The sequence below is a fragment of the Parageobacillus sp. VR-IP genome (assembly GCF_013357975.1).
GTDB lineage: Bacteria > Bacillota > Bacilli > Bacillales > Anoxybacillaceae > Saccharococcus > Saccharococcus caldoxylosilyticus.
In genome coordinates this window covers 128898-142083 of the sequence record NZ_JABVYQ010000006.1, presented here as the reverse complement: position 1 = coordinate 142083, position 13186 = coordinate 128898, and the positions used below count along the sequence as shown (strand labels likewise).

The 13186-nt window shown below is 44.2% G+C and carries 21 protein-coding genes; 15 read left to right on the top strand and 6 right to left on the bottom strand.

Annotation, left to right across the window (positions count from 1 at the left end; genetic code table 11):
• Window positions 1-82: 82 nt before the first annotated feature.
• On the top strand, window positions 83-301 hold the full coding sequence (locus tag HT574_RS15525; protein WP_017437405.1) for a YozE family protein: 219 nt from the start codon (window positions 83-85) through the stop codon (window positions 299-301).
• A 131-nt stretch (window positions 302-432) separates the two neighbouring features.
• Window positions 433-1077: a hypothetical protein gene (locus tag HT574_RS15520; protein WP_175245302.1), complete on the top strand. Its 645-nt coding sequence runs from the start codon at window positions 433-435 to the stop codon at window positions 1075-1077.
• Here the strand turns inward: HT574_RS15520 and HT574_RS20265 are convergent.
• Window positions 1059-1181, bottom strand: coding sequence for a hypothetical protein (locus HT574_RS20265; RefSeq protein WP_017437407.1), 123 nt, complete (start codon window positions 1179-1181; stop codon window positions 1059-1061). The genes HT574_RS15520 and HT574_RS20265 overlap by 19 nt on opposite strands.
• Window positions 1182-1316: 135 nt before the next feature.
• Between HT574_RS20265 and HT574_RS15515 the strand changes: the two genes are divergently transcribed.
• Complete coding sequence (locus tag HT574_RS15515; protein WP_017437408.1) at window positions 1317-1499, top strand: YozD family protein; 183 nt, start codon at window positions 1317-1319, stop codon at window positions 1497-1499.
• A 16-nt stretch (window positions 1500-1515) separates the two neighbouring features.
• Here HT574_RS15515 and HT574_RS15510 read toward each other — a convergent pair whose 3' ends face one another.
• Window positions 1516-2631 (bottom strand): DUF2515 domain-containing protein, encoded by a 1116-nt coding sequence (locus HT574_RS15510; protein WP_375154127.1) that lies wholly within the window; start codon window positions 2629-2631, stop codon window positions 1516-1518.
• Between the two features lie 280 nt (window positions 2632-2911).
• Here HT574_RS15510 and HT574_RS15505 point away from each other — a divergent pair, with 280 nt between their 5' ends.
• Entirely contained in the window at window positions 2912-3229 is a 318-nt protein-coding gene (locus HT574_RS15505) for a YodL domain-containing protein (RefSeq protein ID WP_017437410.1), read from the top strand.
• Between the two features lie 115 nt (window positions 3230-3344).
• Entirely contained in the window at window positions 3345-3503 is a 159-nt protein-coding gene (locus tag HT574_RS15500; RefSeq protein WP_175245301.1) for a hypothetical protein, read from the top strand.
• Window positions 3504-3560: 57 nt separating this feature from the next.
• Here the strand turns inward: HT574_RS15500 and HT574_RS15495 are convergent, their stop codons facing one another.
• A complete protein-coding gene (locus HT574_RS15495) occupies window positions 3561-3719 on the bottom strand; it encodes a hypothetical protein (protein WP_017437412.1) in 159 nt (52 codons plus the stop codon).
• A 318-nt stretch (window positions 3720-4037) separates the two neighbouring features.
• On the opposite strand from HT574_RS15495, the gene HT574_RS15490 reads away from it, so the two are divergent.
• From HT574_RS15490 to HT574_RS15480, 3 genes are all read left to right on the top strand, one after another.
• A complete protein-coding gene (locus HT574_RS15490; protein WP_175245300.1) occupies window positions 4038-4445 on the top strand; it encodes a hypothetical protein in 408 nt (135 codons plus the stop codon).
• Window positions 4446-4764: 319 nt separating this feature from the next.
• The gene (gene deoD, locus HT574_RS15485; RefSeq protein ID WP_175245299.1) at window positions 4765-5475 is read left to right on the top strand and encodes a purine-nucleoside phosphorylase; all 711 of its coding nucleotides are present in this window, start codon (window positions 4765-4767) and stop codon (window positions 5473-5475) included.
• Between the two features lie 130 nt (window positions 5476-5605).
• A complete protein-coding gene (locus tag HT574_RS15480) occupies window positions 5606-6487 on the top strand; it encodes a M15 family metallopeptidase (protein WP_175245298.1) in 882 nt (293 codons plus the stop codon).
• 56 nt (window positions 6488-6543) lie between these two features.
• Here HT574_RS15480 and HT574_RS15475 read toward each other — a convergent pair whose 3' ends face one another.
• Entirely contained in the window at window positions 6544-6798 is a 255-nt protein-coding gene (locus HT574_RS15475) for a hypothetical protein (RefSeq protein WP_042409520.1), read from the bottom strand.
• A gap of 71 nt (window positions 6799-6869) precedes the next feature.
• Window positions 6870-7568 (bottom strand): class I SAM-dependent methyltransferase, encoded by a 699-nt coding sequence (locus HT574_RS15470; RefSeq protein WP_175245297.1) that lies wholly within the window; start codon window positions 7566-7568, stop codon window positions 6870-6872.
• A 202-nt stretch (window positions 7569-7770) separates the two neighbouring features.
• On the opposite strand from HT574_RS15470, the gene HT574_RS15465 reads away from it, so the two are divergent.
• From HT574_RS15465 to HT574_RS15435, 7 genes are all read left to right on the top strand, one after another.
• Window positions 7771-8652 carry a cation diffusion facilitator family transporter gene (locus tag HT574_RS15465; protein WP_026078658.1) on the top strand — a complete coding sequence of 294 codons (882 nt, stop codon included), beginning with the start codon at window positions 7771-7773 and terminating at the stop codon, window positions 8650-8652.
• Between the two features lie 88 nt (window positions 8653-8740).
• On the top strand, window positions 8741-9697 hold the full coding sequence (locus HT574_RS15460; protein ID WP_175245296.1) for a magnesium transporter CorA family protein: 957 nt from the start codon (window positions 8741-8743) through the stop codon (window positions 9695-9697).
• A 111-nt stretch (window positions 9698-9808) separates the two neighbouring features.
• Window positions 9809-9901 (top strand): YjcZ family sporulation protein, encoded by a 93-nt coding sequence (locus HT574_RS15455; protein WP_175245295.1) that lies wholly within the window; start codon window positions 9809-9811, stop codon window positions 9899-9901.
• A gap of 18 nt (window positions 9902-9919) precedes the next feature.
• Window positions 9920-10057, top strand: a complete 138-nt coding sequence (locus HT574_RS15450; RefSeq protein ID WP_175245294.1) for a YjcZ family sporulation protein — start codon at window positions 9920-9922, stop codon at window positions 10055-10057.
• Between the two features lie 105 nt (window positions 10058-10162).
• Entirely contained in the window at window positions 10163-11098 is a 936-nt protein-coding gene (gene rarD / locus HT574_RS15445; protein WP_175245293.1) for an EamA family transporter RarD, read from the top strand.
• A gap of 138 nt (window positions 11099-11236) precedes the next feature.
• Window positions 11237-11335, top strand: a complete 99-nt coding sequence (locus HT574_RS15440) for a YjcZ family sporulation protein (protein ID WP_175245292.1) — start codon at window positions 11237-11239, stop codon at window positions 11333-11335.
• Between the two features lie 34 nt (window positions 11336-11369).
• The gene (locus tag HT574_RS15435) at window positions 11370-11528 is read left to right on the top strand and encodes a YjcZ family sporulation protein (protein WP_175245350.1); all 159 of its coding nucleotides are present in this window, start codon (window positions 11370-11372) and stop codon (window positions 11526-11528) included.
• A gap of 219 nt (window positions 11529-11747) precedes the next feature.
• On the opposite strand, the gene HT574_RS15430 is transcribed toward HT574_RS15435, so the two are convergent.
• The gene (locus HT574_RS15430; RefSeq protein WP_175245291.1) at window positions 11748-13109 is read right to left on the bottom strand and encodes an MATE family efflux transporter; all 1362 of its coding nucleotides are present in this window, start codon (window positions 13107-13109) and stop codon (window positions 11748-11750) included.
• Window positions 13110-13186: the final 77 nt, after the last annotated feature.

The following is a 13186-nucleotide window of genomic DNA, read 5'->3' as shown; positions in this document are numbered from 1 at the left end:
ATTTTTTCTAGACAAAATGCTTCACAAAATGAAAAAAAATCATTAAAATGGCAACAAAGAAAACGGAAGAGGATGGTGAAAGATGGCAAAATCATTTTATCGCTATTTATTGAAATTCCGTGACGGCAAAAGTGAAGACCCGTTTGTGCGATTTGCCAACGGGGCATATTATGATCATAGTTTTCCGAAATCATCGGCAGATTATAACGAAATTAGCCAGTATTTGGAGCTAAACGGTGATTATTTAGACAGCATGATCGTATTTGATGAGCTTTGGGAACAATTTTTACAGGAGGCATAATTAGGCATTGCTTCCGCTCCCCCTCCCTTTTTTGAAAGCGCTATCAATATGTTTTTCCACGGTCGCGGAGGTGTCCACTCATTGGTATATGCATATAATATACTATCACAGCTTTAGGTGGGGGGATATGAATGAGTGGCCCAAAGCGCCCAAAATTTTCGGTCGGAGATATTGTTGTAAACACGCTGTATGGAACAGTTGGCACGATCACGAATATTCAACAAAGCGATGATACATTTTTATATGAAATTAACCATAGCCGCAGCTTATTTATGGAACACACGCTGGTATTGCTATCTGACTTTACCGGCGATTTATGGATTACCGAAGAAATAGAAGTGGAGCTGCCGTTTTTTCTGGGAGAAATTGTCCGCGTTCGCGACTACGGAGACCATTTATTTAAAGTGGTTGGAGTGCGCACAGAAATTTACCGCTATCATGGGGAGGGATGGGAAGAAACGATTTATGAATTAAAACGGTTAATTGACGGCTGGGAAATTGAGGTCCATATGGATGATATGATCCCGCTAGCAGATGATGAAGAAACATCTATTATTCTCATACAAAATATTGTCCAATCCGCACCAATGAAAGCATATGCTCTCCTTTCTCCTGCGGAAGGGGAGGCGAAGTTGCCATCGATTGATGAGCTGCTTGATATGTATAACGATTACAAATTCCTATACGAATGGTTTCGTGATGAACGGTATAAGCAAATGATGGAAACAGTTGTAGAACGTTTACAAATGATGGCTAATTACCATAATAGAAATTGAAATAAAATAAACAGAAAGTAAGGAATTCCGGCAACCATCACGATGACTGCCAAACTGTTTACAACTGTTTCCATTATTTTATCTGCTACTGACTGCTTGTCCATATTCCATTCCCCCGTGATCGTTTTTGTTACTACATATATGGCCAAATCGGGAGAAATAGTACATCCATGAGGAAATTCTTTTGACATAAAACGGTATAATGGTACATACAACATTTACAAAGGGGGCGAGATGTCGTGAAGGAAATCGAAGTGGTCATTGATACGGAGGAAATTGCTGAATTTTTTTTTCATGAATTGATCCGCCGCGGTTTTGTGCCGACGAAGACGGAATTGGAGGAGCTGGCCGATATTACGTTTGATTATTTGTTGGAAAAATGCATTATTGACGAGGAGCTGGACATAGAAGACGACGAGTAATGCCACTCGTCGTTTTTTATTGGACAGTGATCGCTGCTGTTCGCAGCATCTTTACGTTATGCATATAATCAGCGGTTATATCTTTATGTTTGACGGCAGGAATGGTTTCCATCATTTGAATAATTGCTTCTTTATCGGTAAACCAGTCGTGGTGGTCGGAAAACGGATGGCAAATGTCCGGCCAAACCTCTTCTAAACGCGGGCTGTAAATGCGGGACGAATCCGTTGCTTGTGCGGAAAACCATTGCGGCCAAAAGTCGGCCCGGGAGCCGGTATGGGCCATTTCGCGGGCAAATTGATATGCCCGCTGTGTGAGCCGTTTTTCGAAAAACAATATACTGTAAAGCGTTTTACCGATGTGAATGCGGTGATGGACATCGGCAAAATCGCGAACCGTTGTGCCGGCAAGACGAATGCGGCGTCCCGCTTTATACGGAATAAGCACATCGTTAAAACCAAGCCATTGCTCGACAATAAACGGCATCGTTGAAAGCACGTGCGTCTGGAAAAATGGATTTTCGATGACTCGCTTTTGAATATAATGCTGTTCATTAATAATTAATGCTACGGTGATGACCGGTGCATCTTTTGTTTCCCAAAAATATTCCCAAAACGGCTTCATAAACGATGATACAGCAAAACAAGGAAGCAAATGGAATAGCGGTTTTTTCTTTTGCTTGCTTTGTTCATACAGCAAAAGCTGCGGATAGGCATCATGAAAAATAAGCGCATTTGCTCTTTCATAAAATAAAAAGAGTGGGTTGATCAAATTTTCGGGAAGAAGGCGGGGAATGACGTTTCCACGCAAATCGGTCATATTCCATCCGCCATTTCGCGAAACGATATGTGCCAAAAATGCCCAATGCACTTCAGGATGAGCCTGAAAAAAATCAAAATAGGCCGCCGTCCGCGTAATATTATTGCGATTATATTTTGCTGTTTTTTGGCGAATGGCACTGACGATTTGCCGCTCTTCATCGGTTAGACTTATCGAAGGAGTCGGATTTTCCCAGCAGCGGGCAAGGTTGAGTAAAAGATGTGAAGAGACGATCGGGATATGATGGCGGTATAAGAAAGAACGATAGATGTATTGAATTGGATGGATCATTTGCAGGAACGTGCGAATTTGGATAATACAGTCCCCCTCCTTTGCTAGTACATCTTGTATTTTCATTTTTTCCGTTTGATAGTCGTTTATTCGGGAGATGGCCAATTCCATGCCTCTAGAAAATCGCAGGGGCAACTGCTATTTGACTGGACATATCGGCTTTTTGATGTAAAATAATGGATAATGAACATTCATGATGTTATTCGACAAAACAACAGCAATTTTGCTAAAGGAATCGACATGGCTAATCACAAATATTATGGAATAAATACTAACATTTGCCAGGCAAAAGGAGAGAGGGACTATGGTACGTTTATTGATGAAAAAAATGCTTCATGTCCATCACACTTATGATGTCACCATATTTCAGACGCCGCATTTTGGCCAGACAAAAGGATATCGGCAAGTATATAGGATGACGGTGAAAGCATCGAGCCATCGTGAAGCATTATCCTACCTTTATCGCATGTTTAACGTAGCAGATTTAATGCCAAAAGATTATCACGCCCGTTTTATGAGTACGGGAGATATTGTACTCATTGATGAAGGAATAAAGGGACAAGTGTATTACAGACTATGTCCGGAAGGGTGGAAAAAAATCAATCGCCTTCATCTTCATTAATAAAAAAATTCAAAAGATTCTGTGTAAATAGGGATAGATATGGTATAATGAAGAAAAAAGTCGAATAGTTTGTGCGGATTTTGGAAACGGATAATAAACGAAAGGGGGCGATCATTTGGAACGCAACAAGAAGGAGCACGACTTACCAATCATAGCGCCAGGAATTGATGATGACGAGGAACTGAACGAAAAAGCGACGAAAGAAGAAATTGCCCGCGGGGAGTATACAAAAGTGGTGACACTGTCTTTTGATGAAGTGGATCCATCAACATGAAAACCCTTGTTATTACACAAGGGTTTCCATTTATGATTTTAGCATGATGAAGCCTTATTATGATTCTGGGTTGTCATGATGCCCTGGCCCGTTTTTCCGCCCCCCTGCGGCAGAGTATTCTTTCGCATGTGCCGCATCCTCTGCGATTAACGCTTCCTTCGGGATATGGTTGTTCTTTTTTTGGCCGTTAATACGATTGCGATGTTTTTTGCCCATAAACAGATCCCTCCTTGTTTACAAAAGTATATAGCTACGAAAGCCTGCAACTTGAGTGGTCGGGATGAAGTAGAAATACGGTTTTGAATGGAGCCAACAGGCCGCTAAACACCAGCGAGTTTTTGTTCATGCTCCTTTTCACGGAGCAAGCGTGAGTGCCCGCGCGCAGGTGTAGAAAAAACTCTTTCGTACGTCAGAACCTACCGGCTTTAGTCATGCAGAGGTTTAGTACTCTCACTGTTAGTTTGTACAGCAAAAAGCGGTTCATTGATGGGAAATCCTTGCAGTAAAGCGTGAGAGGGAAGGGGGGAAACGAAGATGGCCGCACTTTTTATTTCCATGCTGTTTTGTGCAGGTTCGATTGCTGTTTTGCTATTGGTAAAGGAACAAATAGAAAGAATGTTTTTTCGCTGGAAAGACGTTCCTTTCCTGCATGTGATCAATTTCCTTGTTGCCGGGTTTATTGTCGCCGTTTCTTATTATAAATTAAGCGATATAGAACTTCATTTGTCTACGATGGCATCTGCCAAGCAGTTTTTGTACGTGTTTATCGGAGCTTTGGAACTTGTCCTTCCCATCTATCTGCTCGGCTGCTGGCTTTTTCGAAAACGGAAGAGGCGGGAAAAAAAGTATACGCGCAGCAAAGATAAAAAAGTATTGTATATTAACGAGAAATATTTAGCGCGCCGCCGTGACAGTCATGATTATCATTCAAAAACGTCCTAAAAAAGGGAGAAAAGCTCTCCCTTTTTAAAACTTTGTTTTTTCTTTTTTCGACGTGGACGGCTGATTGTTGGAGCGGGAAGACGGATTTGTTTTGTTTGCGTATTCGACGGCTTGTTCGAGCTTCTTTTTCATTCGTATGTCCCTCCTTGTTCACATGAAGGTGATCGCTGGTGAAACCAAAATGGGGAAGGCGCATACACAGTATGCCCATCACAATTATTTTTTACGTATAATACTTACTGCCATTTTCAACAAATATGTGATATGATAAGAAAGGTATAAAACGCGGCGCTGAAAAGACGAATAGGAGGTATATACATTGAGCATACATATTGAGGCAAAACATGGGGAAATTGCCGATAAAATTTTGCTCCCAGGCGACCCGCTTCGCGCGCAATATATCGCGGAAACATTTTTAGAGGGAGCGACATGCTACAACCGTGTGCGCGGCATGCTTGGTTTTACCGGTACATATAAAGGACACCGGATTTCTGTACAAGGGACGGGAATGGGAGTTCCTTCTATTTCCATTTATGTCAATGAGCTGATTCAAAGCTATGATGTACAAACATTGATCCGCGTCGGAACGTGCGGGGCGATTCAAAAAGATGTGAACGTTCGTGATGTCATTTTAGCAATGAGTGCATCTACGGATTCGAATATGAACCGCTTAATTTTCCGTGGGCGCGATTATGCGCCGACAGCGAATTTTGCGCTGCTGCGTACGGCGTATGAAGTTGGTGTCGAAAAAGGGCTTGCCTTAAAGGTGGGCAATGTGTTTACCGCCGATATGTTTTATAATGACGAGCCGAATTGGGAGACGTGGGCGCGCTATGGTGTGTTGGCGGTTGAAATGGAAACAGCGGCACTATACACGTTAGCGGCAAAATTCGGCTGTAAAGCGCTCTCGGTATTAACGGTCAGTGACCACATTTTGACAGGGGAAGAAACGACAGCAAAAGAACGACAAACAACATTTAATGAAATGATTGAAGTGGCGCTAGAAACAGCGATTCGCGCCGAAGCGTGAATCGCCTAAAGGTGTCGTCCTTTGCTTATGTGCCGCATCCGCTTTGTCGTTGCGGCAATTTCCTCGCGAAAGGGAAGGACGACTTTTGCCACATTAATTATTAGTTAATTATGGAAGAAAAGGTGAAATAATGAAACAGCTATGTCAAGCAATAATCGTTTTGTCACTTGTTTTTTTCAGCGGGTGCAGCCAGCTGAATGGTGCGCCCAGCGAACAGGAAAAAAAATTGCCGAATGCAGGAGAAAATGATGCAGCCCATCCGCAAAGCAAGGATAATAGCAAAAAGGAAACAGCGGAAAACATAGAGGCACCGCAGACGGGCGGAAAAAAAGACGCGCCGAAGACAGGGGAAACAACCGAACCGGAACTGTGGCTGGAAGCGAAATATTGGAATATTGTTGAAGTGCATAATGGCATGAAAGTCATTATGAATCCAGACAATATACTGGTGCTTGTCAATAAGGAACAGTCGCTTCCCTCTACGTATAAGCCGAATGATTTAGTCGTGCCGAGCGTGCCGTTTTCTTTTGCAGAAAAGAATGTGGATAAACGATATATGCGGGCGGAAGCGGCAGCCGCATTGGAAGCGTTATTTGCCGCGGCCCGTAAAGAGGGAATCGATCTGGTAGCCGCATCCGGATATCGTTCTTATGTGCGGCAACAAGCCATCTTTACGGAAGAAGTCAGAGAAAAAGGAAAAGAAAAAGCTGTTCAAGCTGTTGCGCTGCCGGGACGAAGCGAGCATCAGACCGGATTGGCAATGGATATTACAAGTCCGTCGGTCGACTATGCGTTGACAACAGCGTTTGGAGAAACGAAGGAAGGGAAATGGGTGGCTGAACATGCCCATGAATATGGTTTTATTATCCGCTATCCAAAAGGAAAAGAAGCGGTCACCGGATACCAGTATGAACCTTGGCACCTTCGTTATGTCGGCAAAAAAGCAGCGAAAGTCATATTTGAAAGAAACATAACGTTGGAAGAATATTTCAAAATAGTCAAAAAAATGTAAAAGTGGATTGCTTCTTTAGAAGTAATCCACTTTTTTTTACATATAAGAAAAATTTATCACCAGAACAAACCGATTAAGGCAATGGCAACGATGGCAGCGAGGGCGATTCCAAAGCCCCACCCCCATCCCCATCCCCAGCCTGCGAAGGCGTAGCCAAATCCGCCAAGGTTGCGTGGGCCGACCGGTGCAATATAAACATGGGTTGGGGTGACACGGGTGATCCGTCCTACATGGACGTTTCCAAATTTATCATGGATCCGTACCACTTGACCGCGGTAGCGGCAACAAACATGGTACCAATGTGGCGACATTTATCTCCCTCCTTTGTAAATGCTACAATTGCATTGTACGTGAAGGAAGATGGACACGTCTGTACCAATGACTATTTCTGGCAAGAAAATACACAATAACCTAGTCGATCGCCATATTGTATTGTCATTTGCTGGTGGGTTTCTATCATTTTTAATATTGGCAAGGACATATTGGCCGTAATGAGAAATGGGGTTTGCGCGGCAGAGGGATGACTAGCCGACGAGTACGTTATGTCAATATGCTGGAAACTTTTTTTCCGCAATTCGTTTTTCCACTCTTGGCTGGTAAGCAAATGGCGAAAACCGTAAAAGGCGGCGATTTTTTGCTTTTCTTTATCGGTTAATTGCAAATGGCACGCTTCAATGGCGGCGAGGACCCCGTTTTGCTTTAGCACCCGATAAATTTCTGCTAATGCCCGAGGAATAGAAACAAATGCCAAAACGGATTCGCATAATACGATATCAAATTGCCCGTCGGCAAACGGGAGAGCTTCAACGGAAGCGCGGCGAAGGTGGACGGGATGTGTTAGGCTGGAAAAACGGTCTTTCGCTTTTGCCAGCATAATAGGGTGAATGTCAATCGCCGTTACGTCTGCGCCGTATTGTTCAGCAATATAGGCGGCAGTTTGTCCAGTTCCGCAGCCAACATCGAGAAGAGCAGTATGGCAGTCAATTTTTAGTTTACGTAATATATTTTTTGTTAAATCAAATCCGCCGGGGTGGGCGCCGTCGACTCCCATCTCTGCCAACATATCGAGATAAGTTGTCAATCTATATTCTCCTTTCCCACTATTTGTTTAGTTGATTGGTTTATCATACGCAGTTGTTTAGCAATTTGCTTTTATTCAAAAAAGTTATCCAAACGGGAAAAAATTTGCCTGTCTCTATACTCCTTCCGTTAGTCAACTTTTTTGCTGTAGACTCACACGCTTTTTTGCTGGTACACTGATAAATGCAGAAAGGACGACTAGGTTGGTGAAGTGTGTGGAAAGAAAAGGGAAGGCAGAAGCAGGGGCTTTCATTAGCATCGTTGCTTACGTCGCTTTAGCCGCTAGCAAGCTGTTTGTCGGTTATATCGCCCATTCCGATGGGGTAAAAGCGGATGGTTGGAATAATTTGAGCGACGTTATTGCTTCGGTTGCCGTTTATATCGGCATGAAAATTGCAAAAAAACCGCGCGATCACAATCATCCATACGGTCATTCACGAGCGGAAAATATTTCTTCTTTAATTGCAGCGTTTATGATGATGTCCATCGGCATCGATGTCATGGTGGAAGGGGTATCGGCGCTGCTCCGGCCGGAAAAGAGGGGAAATGCGCCGGAATTGCTTGCTGCGTTCGTCGCCGTTGCCTCTGCTTTTGTAATGTTATTTGTCTATTCTTTTAATATGCGGCTGGCGAAGCGAACCAACAGCCAGGCGCTTACCGCCGTTGCAAAAGACAACTTGTCCGATGCGCTTGTCAGCATCGGAACGGTCATCGGCATCGCTGGTGTACAAATCAAGCTTCTATGGCTGGATCCGCTTGTTGCGGTGATCATCGGCGGAATTATTTGCAAAACGGCCTGGGAAGTATTTATGGAAACATCCCATACGTTAACCGATGGGTTTGATGAACAAACGTTAACGGCATACAAGCATGAAATTGCCGCTATTGATGGAGTAAAGGATGTTGCGGATATAAAAGCGAGGATGTTAGGGAATGACATTGTTCTTGAAGTAACGATCCATGTTGATCCGTATTTGACTGTTGTCAAAAGCCATGAAATCGCCGATGAGGTGGAGCGATTAATGAAAAAACGCTATAACATTGAGGCGACGCATGTCCATATTGAACCGGAGAAGACCCCTTAACCGCCTTCTTTCCAAGCGGTTAAGGTTTTTTTATATAAAAATGCAAACACTATAATATGCAAACTTTATGAAAGAAAGGAATTTGACGATGGCATACCATCCTACACAGACACTGGAAATAGAGGGGCAATATCGTCATCATGCCCCTATTGGAAATGGTGCGTGTTGGCTGCATTTTACGAAAGCTTCGAAAATGGATTTAGAGAGGCTGTTAGACGCGCTTTCCGTTCATCCGCTAGCAAAACAGCGGCTGTTGTTCGGAACGGATATTCCCATGGTAGACGAATATGGGCAGCATTTATTTCTGGCGCTTTTTGTCATTCGTCCTGAGCTGCAGACGGCAAAAATTCGCTTGCTTGCGACAGAACGGTATGTCATTAGTTATATGGAAGAAGATGACCCGCTGGTAGAAAAAGTAAAGGAACGGCTGCTTCACCACCGTGAACATGCCATACATCCTGGATATGTAATATACCATTTTTTAGATATCACTGCTATCCGCTTTTTGCAAGTCATTGATGATATTGCCGACCGCATTCAGGCATTGGAAAAACAAGTATTTAAAACGCCGTTTGCCAATGAAATCGGGCGTAGTATTTACCGATGGAAAATTCGTATTCATGAGTTGCGTCAAGTGGCAGAAGCCCAAGAAGAGATGATGAAAACGATCCAGCATACAACGCTTCCATATATCAATGCCGAAACGAACCCTTATATGCAAGATGTCGCTGGCCGTTTTGCCCGCATTACGGCGGCATTGGATACGTTTAAAGAGTCGTTGTCTGGCATTTTCGATTTGCAGCTTTCGTTAAAATCCGATCATATGAACGTCATTATGAAAACATTAACGTTAGTGAGTGTGATTTTTATGCCGATGACGTTTATCGCCGGGGTGTACGGCATGAATTTTGAGGTAATGCCGGAACTAAAGTGGAGATACGGCTATGGTTTTGCCCTTTTATTGATGGCGGCAACGGCTGCTTTGATTGCGCTTTATTTTAAGAAAAAAGGCTGGTGGGGGGAGACCGGTACAAAAGAAAAATAAAGATGGGCAGAAACACTGCCCATCTTTTTTTCGTGAAATTGGGCGATAGCCCGCCCGAAGGAGTGGGCGGATGCATATAATGGCGGTGAACAGACGAAGGGGGTGCCCACCGTGAGCGGCATATTCGACAGCGGTTATACGATTATTGTCGTACTGTTTATTTTGTTAATTATTGTTGGTTGTACATGTATCGTTCATTATTGAGGAAAGGGGGAGAGGACGATGTGGTACTATGACGGATGGGTGCCGCATTACTATGGCTACGGATACGGAGGACATCGCTATGGCTACGGTTTTTCCTTTGCATTAATCGTCGTGCTGTTTATTTTGCTGATCATCGTGTTAGCGGCAATTAGATAATTAGGAAAAACGCCTGCCTCTTTTACAGGCGTTTTTTCTTGGAAGGAAACAGAAAATGGGGTTATAATGAAACGGAAGCAATAAAAGTAAAAGGAGATAGAGCAAGTGAGCCAATCACACGAAGAAAAAATTGGAATCATCTATACGGCGTTTTCGTATTTGTTATGGGGCATACTGCCATTGTATTGGAAACTGTTGGAAGTCCGCCCGTCGCTGGAAATTTTAGCGCACCGCATCATCTGGTCGTTTCTGTTTATGATTGGACTGCTGTGGGCCACCCGGCAGCTGAAAGCGTGGCGCCATCAGCTGTCTGCCATTTGCAGGCAGCCAAAATTAGTGGGGGGAATCAGCGCGGCTGCCATTTTAATCAGCGCAAACTGGTTTATATACATATGGGCGGTCAATCATGGCCATATTGTCGAGACAAGTTTAGGATATTATATTAACCCGCTCGTGAGTGTTGTATTGGGGATGATCGTGTTAAAAGAGCGGCTTAACGTATGGCAATGGATTTCTTTTGCGCTCGCCTGCCTCGGAGTCTGTATCATGACTTTTCAATACGGTACATTCCCATGGGTTGCGCTGTCGCTTGCCTTTTCGTTCGGATTTTATGGACTGGTAAAAAAACTGGCAAGCTTCGATGCTGCCGTTGGTTTGACGCTCGAGACGATGGCGGTGACACCAATTTCCTTTGTCTATCTTCTGCTTCTGTATAACGATGCCCCTTCTTTGCTGTCATCGGTGACCATTTGGCAGGGGGTATTGCTGCTTGGGGCTGGTCCGGCAACCGCGATCCCGCTTTTATATTTTGCAAAAGGAGCAAGGCGAATTTCCATGACCATGCTAGGGTTTTTGCAATATATTGCCCCGACGATCAGCTTGCTGCTTGGCGTGTTTTTATTTCATGAGGCGTTTACGAAAACGCACATGTATGCGTTTAGCTGCATTTGGGGGGCGCTTATTATTTTTTCTTTCGCTAAAACAAAGAGAATGCAATGGTTGCATGACAAATGGATGAAACGGAATTCCCTTGAAGTGTAAAAACGGATTGGAAGAACCAGTCCGTTTTTTTTTTGTTTTTCTGGCGGCCCGGCAAATACCTATTTTTATGAAAACATCTAACCATTTATCCATTTGTTGAATAGTCTACTAGTACAAAAGTGAAGGAGGTGCTTTCAAGTGAGTGCAGCTTACGGTGGCGGATTTGCGCTAGTTGTTGTCTTGTTCATCTTGTTGATTATTGTTGGATGTGCGTGTATTGGTGGCTGGGTGTACTAACAACCAGTGATTTTGTAAAAGGAGGTGAAGAATGATGCCATTTGGCTTATTCGGCTGGGGCGGCCCTTGGGGCGGCTTCGGCGGCTGGGGCGGCTTCGGCTATGGCGGCTTCGGCTATGGCCGTGGTTCTAGCTTCGTGCTTATTGTCGTCTTGTTCATCTTGCTCATCATCGTCGGAGCAACATGGTGCTAATGGTTAACTAGTCACATCGACAAATGGGAAGAGGCTGGGGTACAGCACCTTCCCAATATTTTTTAGAAAGCAGGAAAGTGAAGTTGGAGAAACTTAGGCTTTTTCCGTTTCACGCATTTTTTCAGGAGCGCGAACCGGAAAAAGAAAAATCGATCGCGAAGTATTGAAATATATAAAAAACAGTATTAAATAATGGAAGGCTGACAGCTTGGATGCATGTCAGCCTTGTTCGTTTCTGCATCCGTAGCGGCGCTGGATAGAAAGAAGGCGGAAAAAGAGAAATATCGCGCCAGCAGCAAGCCCTGAAATCAGCCCAATCCAGTAGCCAAACGCTCCTAGAGTAGTAAAGTTGGCGAGCGTGTAACCGAGCGGAAGCCCAATGCCCCAGTAGGCGACGAAGGCGGCCCAAAATGTGGCATTCACATCTTTGTAGCCGCGAAGCGCTCCTTGGATGGGAGCGGCGACCGCATCGGAAAACTGGAAGAAAATCGCATACAGTAAAAATTGTGCCGTCAGCGCTAAAACATCAGGCTCATTCGTATAAATACGGGCGATATCGGCGCGGAAAAAATAAAGCAAAAGCGATGTTACGACTGCTGTCGCTACCGCCATGCCGATGCCAAGATAGCTGTATTGCTTCGCATCTTGATAGCGATTCGCCCCGACCTCGAAGCCGACGGCAATGGTCAAAGCGGTTGAAATGCTGAGCGGAATCATATATAGCAACGAAGCAAAATTCATAGCGCTTTGATAGGCGGCGATCGTCGTCGTGCTGAATTCGCTCATCAGCAACGTAACGGCGGCAAAAATGCTCGTTTCAAAGAAAATCGCAAAACCAATCGGCACGCCAATTTTCAAAAGCTCTTTCCACGCAGCGAAAGAGAGAGGATAAAAACGCGTAAACAGGCGGTAGCAGGCAAAACGCTGAAACTTCCGGACAATAATAACGGCGATAAAAAAGCAATACCAGTAGGTAATGGCGGTTGCATAGCCGGTACCGACGCCGCCGAGCTTTGGAAATCCGCATTGGCCGTAAATAAGCAAGTAGTTGAACAAAATATTGATTGGCAGCGCCGTTAAAGTGATAAACATCGTCATTTTTGTCTGCCCGAGCGCATCGATAAAGCAGCGCAAAACATAGTAAAGAAAGAGCGGGATGATGCCAACGGAAAGGGCCATTAAATAGTGAAAAGCGACGCGCTGCACCTTGTTGTCTAGATTCATATGGTTCAGAATCGGATGCAAAAGGATGGCGCCTATGGCAATGATAAAAAGTGCGATCACACCCGCTAAATACATCGCTTGGATAACCGCATGGGGAATTTGTTCATGCCGCTTCGCTCCAAGATGCTGGGAAACGATGGGGGTTAGCGCCAGCAAAATGCCGCTCGTTCCGGTAAACACCGGAACCCATAAGCTGGATCCAATCGCGACTCCCGCCAAATCTTTGGAACTGGCATGACCTGACATAGTGACATCGGCAAAATTCATTGCATATTGGCCGACTTGGGTGATGAATACGGGAAGAAAAATATGTAGCAATTGAACGATTTTCTCTCTATACGTCATCGTTTGCTGCATCGCCAACAGCCTCTTTTCTATAAAAAAGATTGCACTATTAATATAGAATAATAGAAAAGAAAGGAAGAAACAAGAAT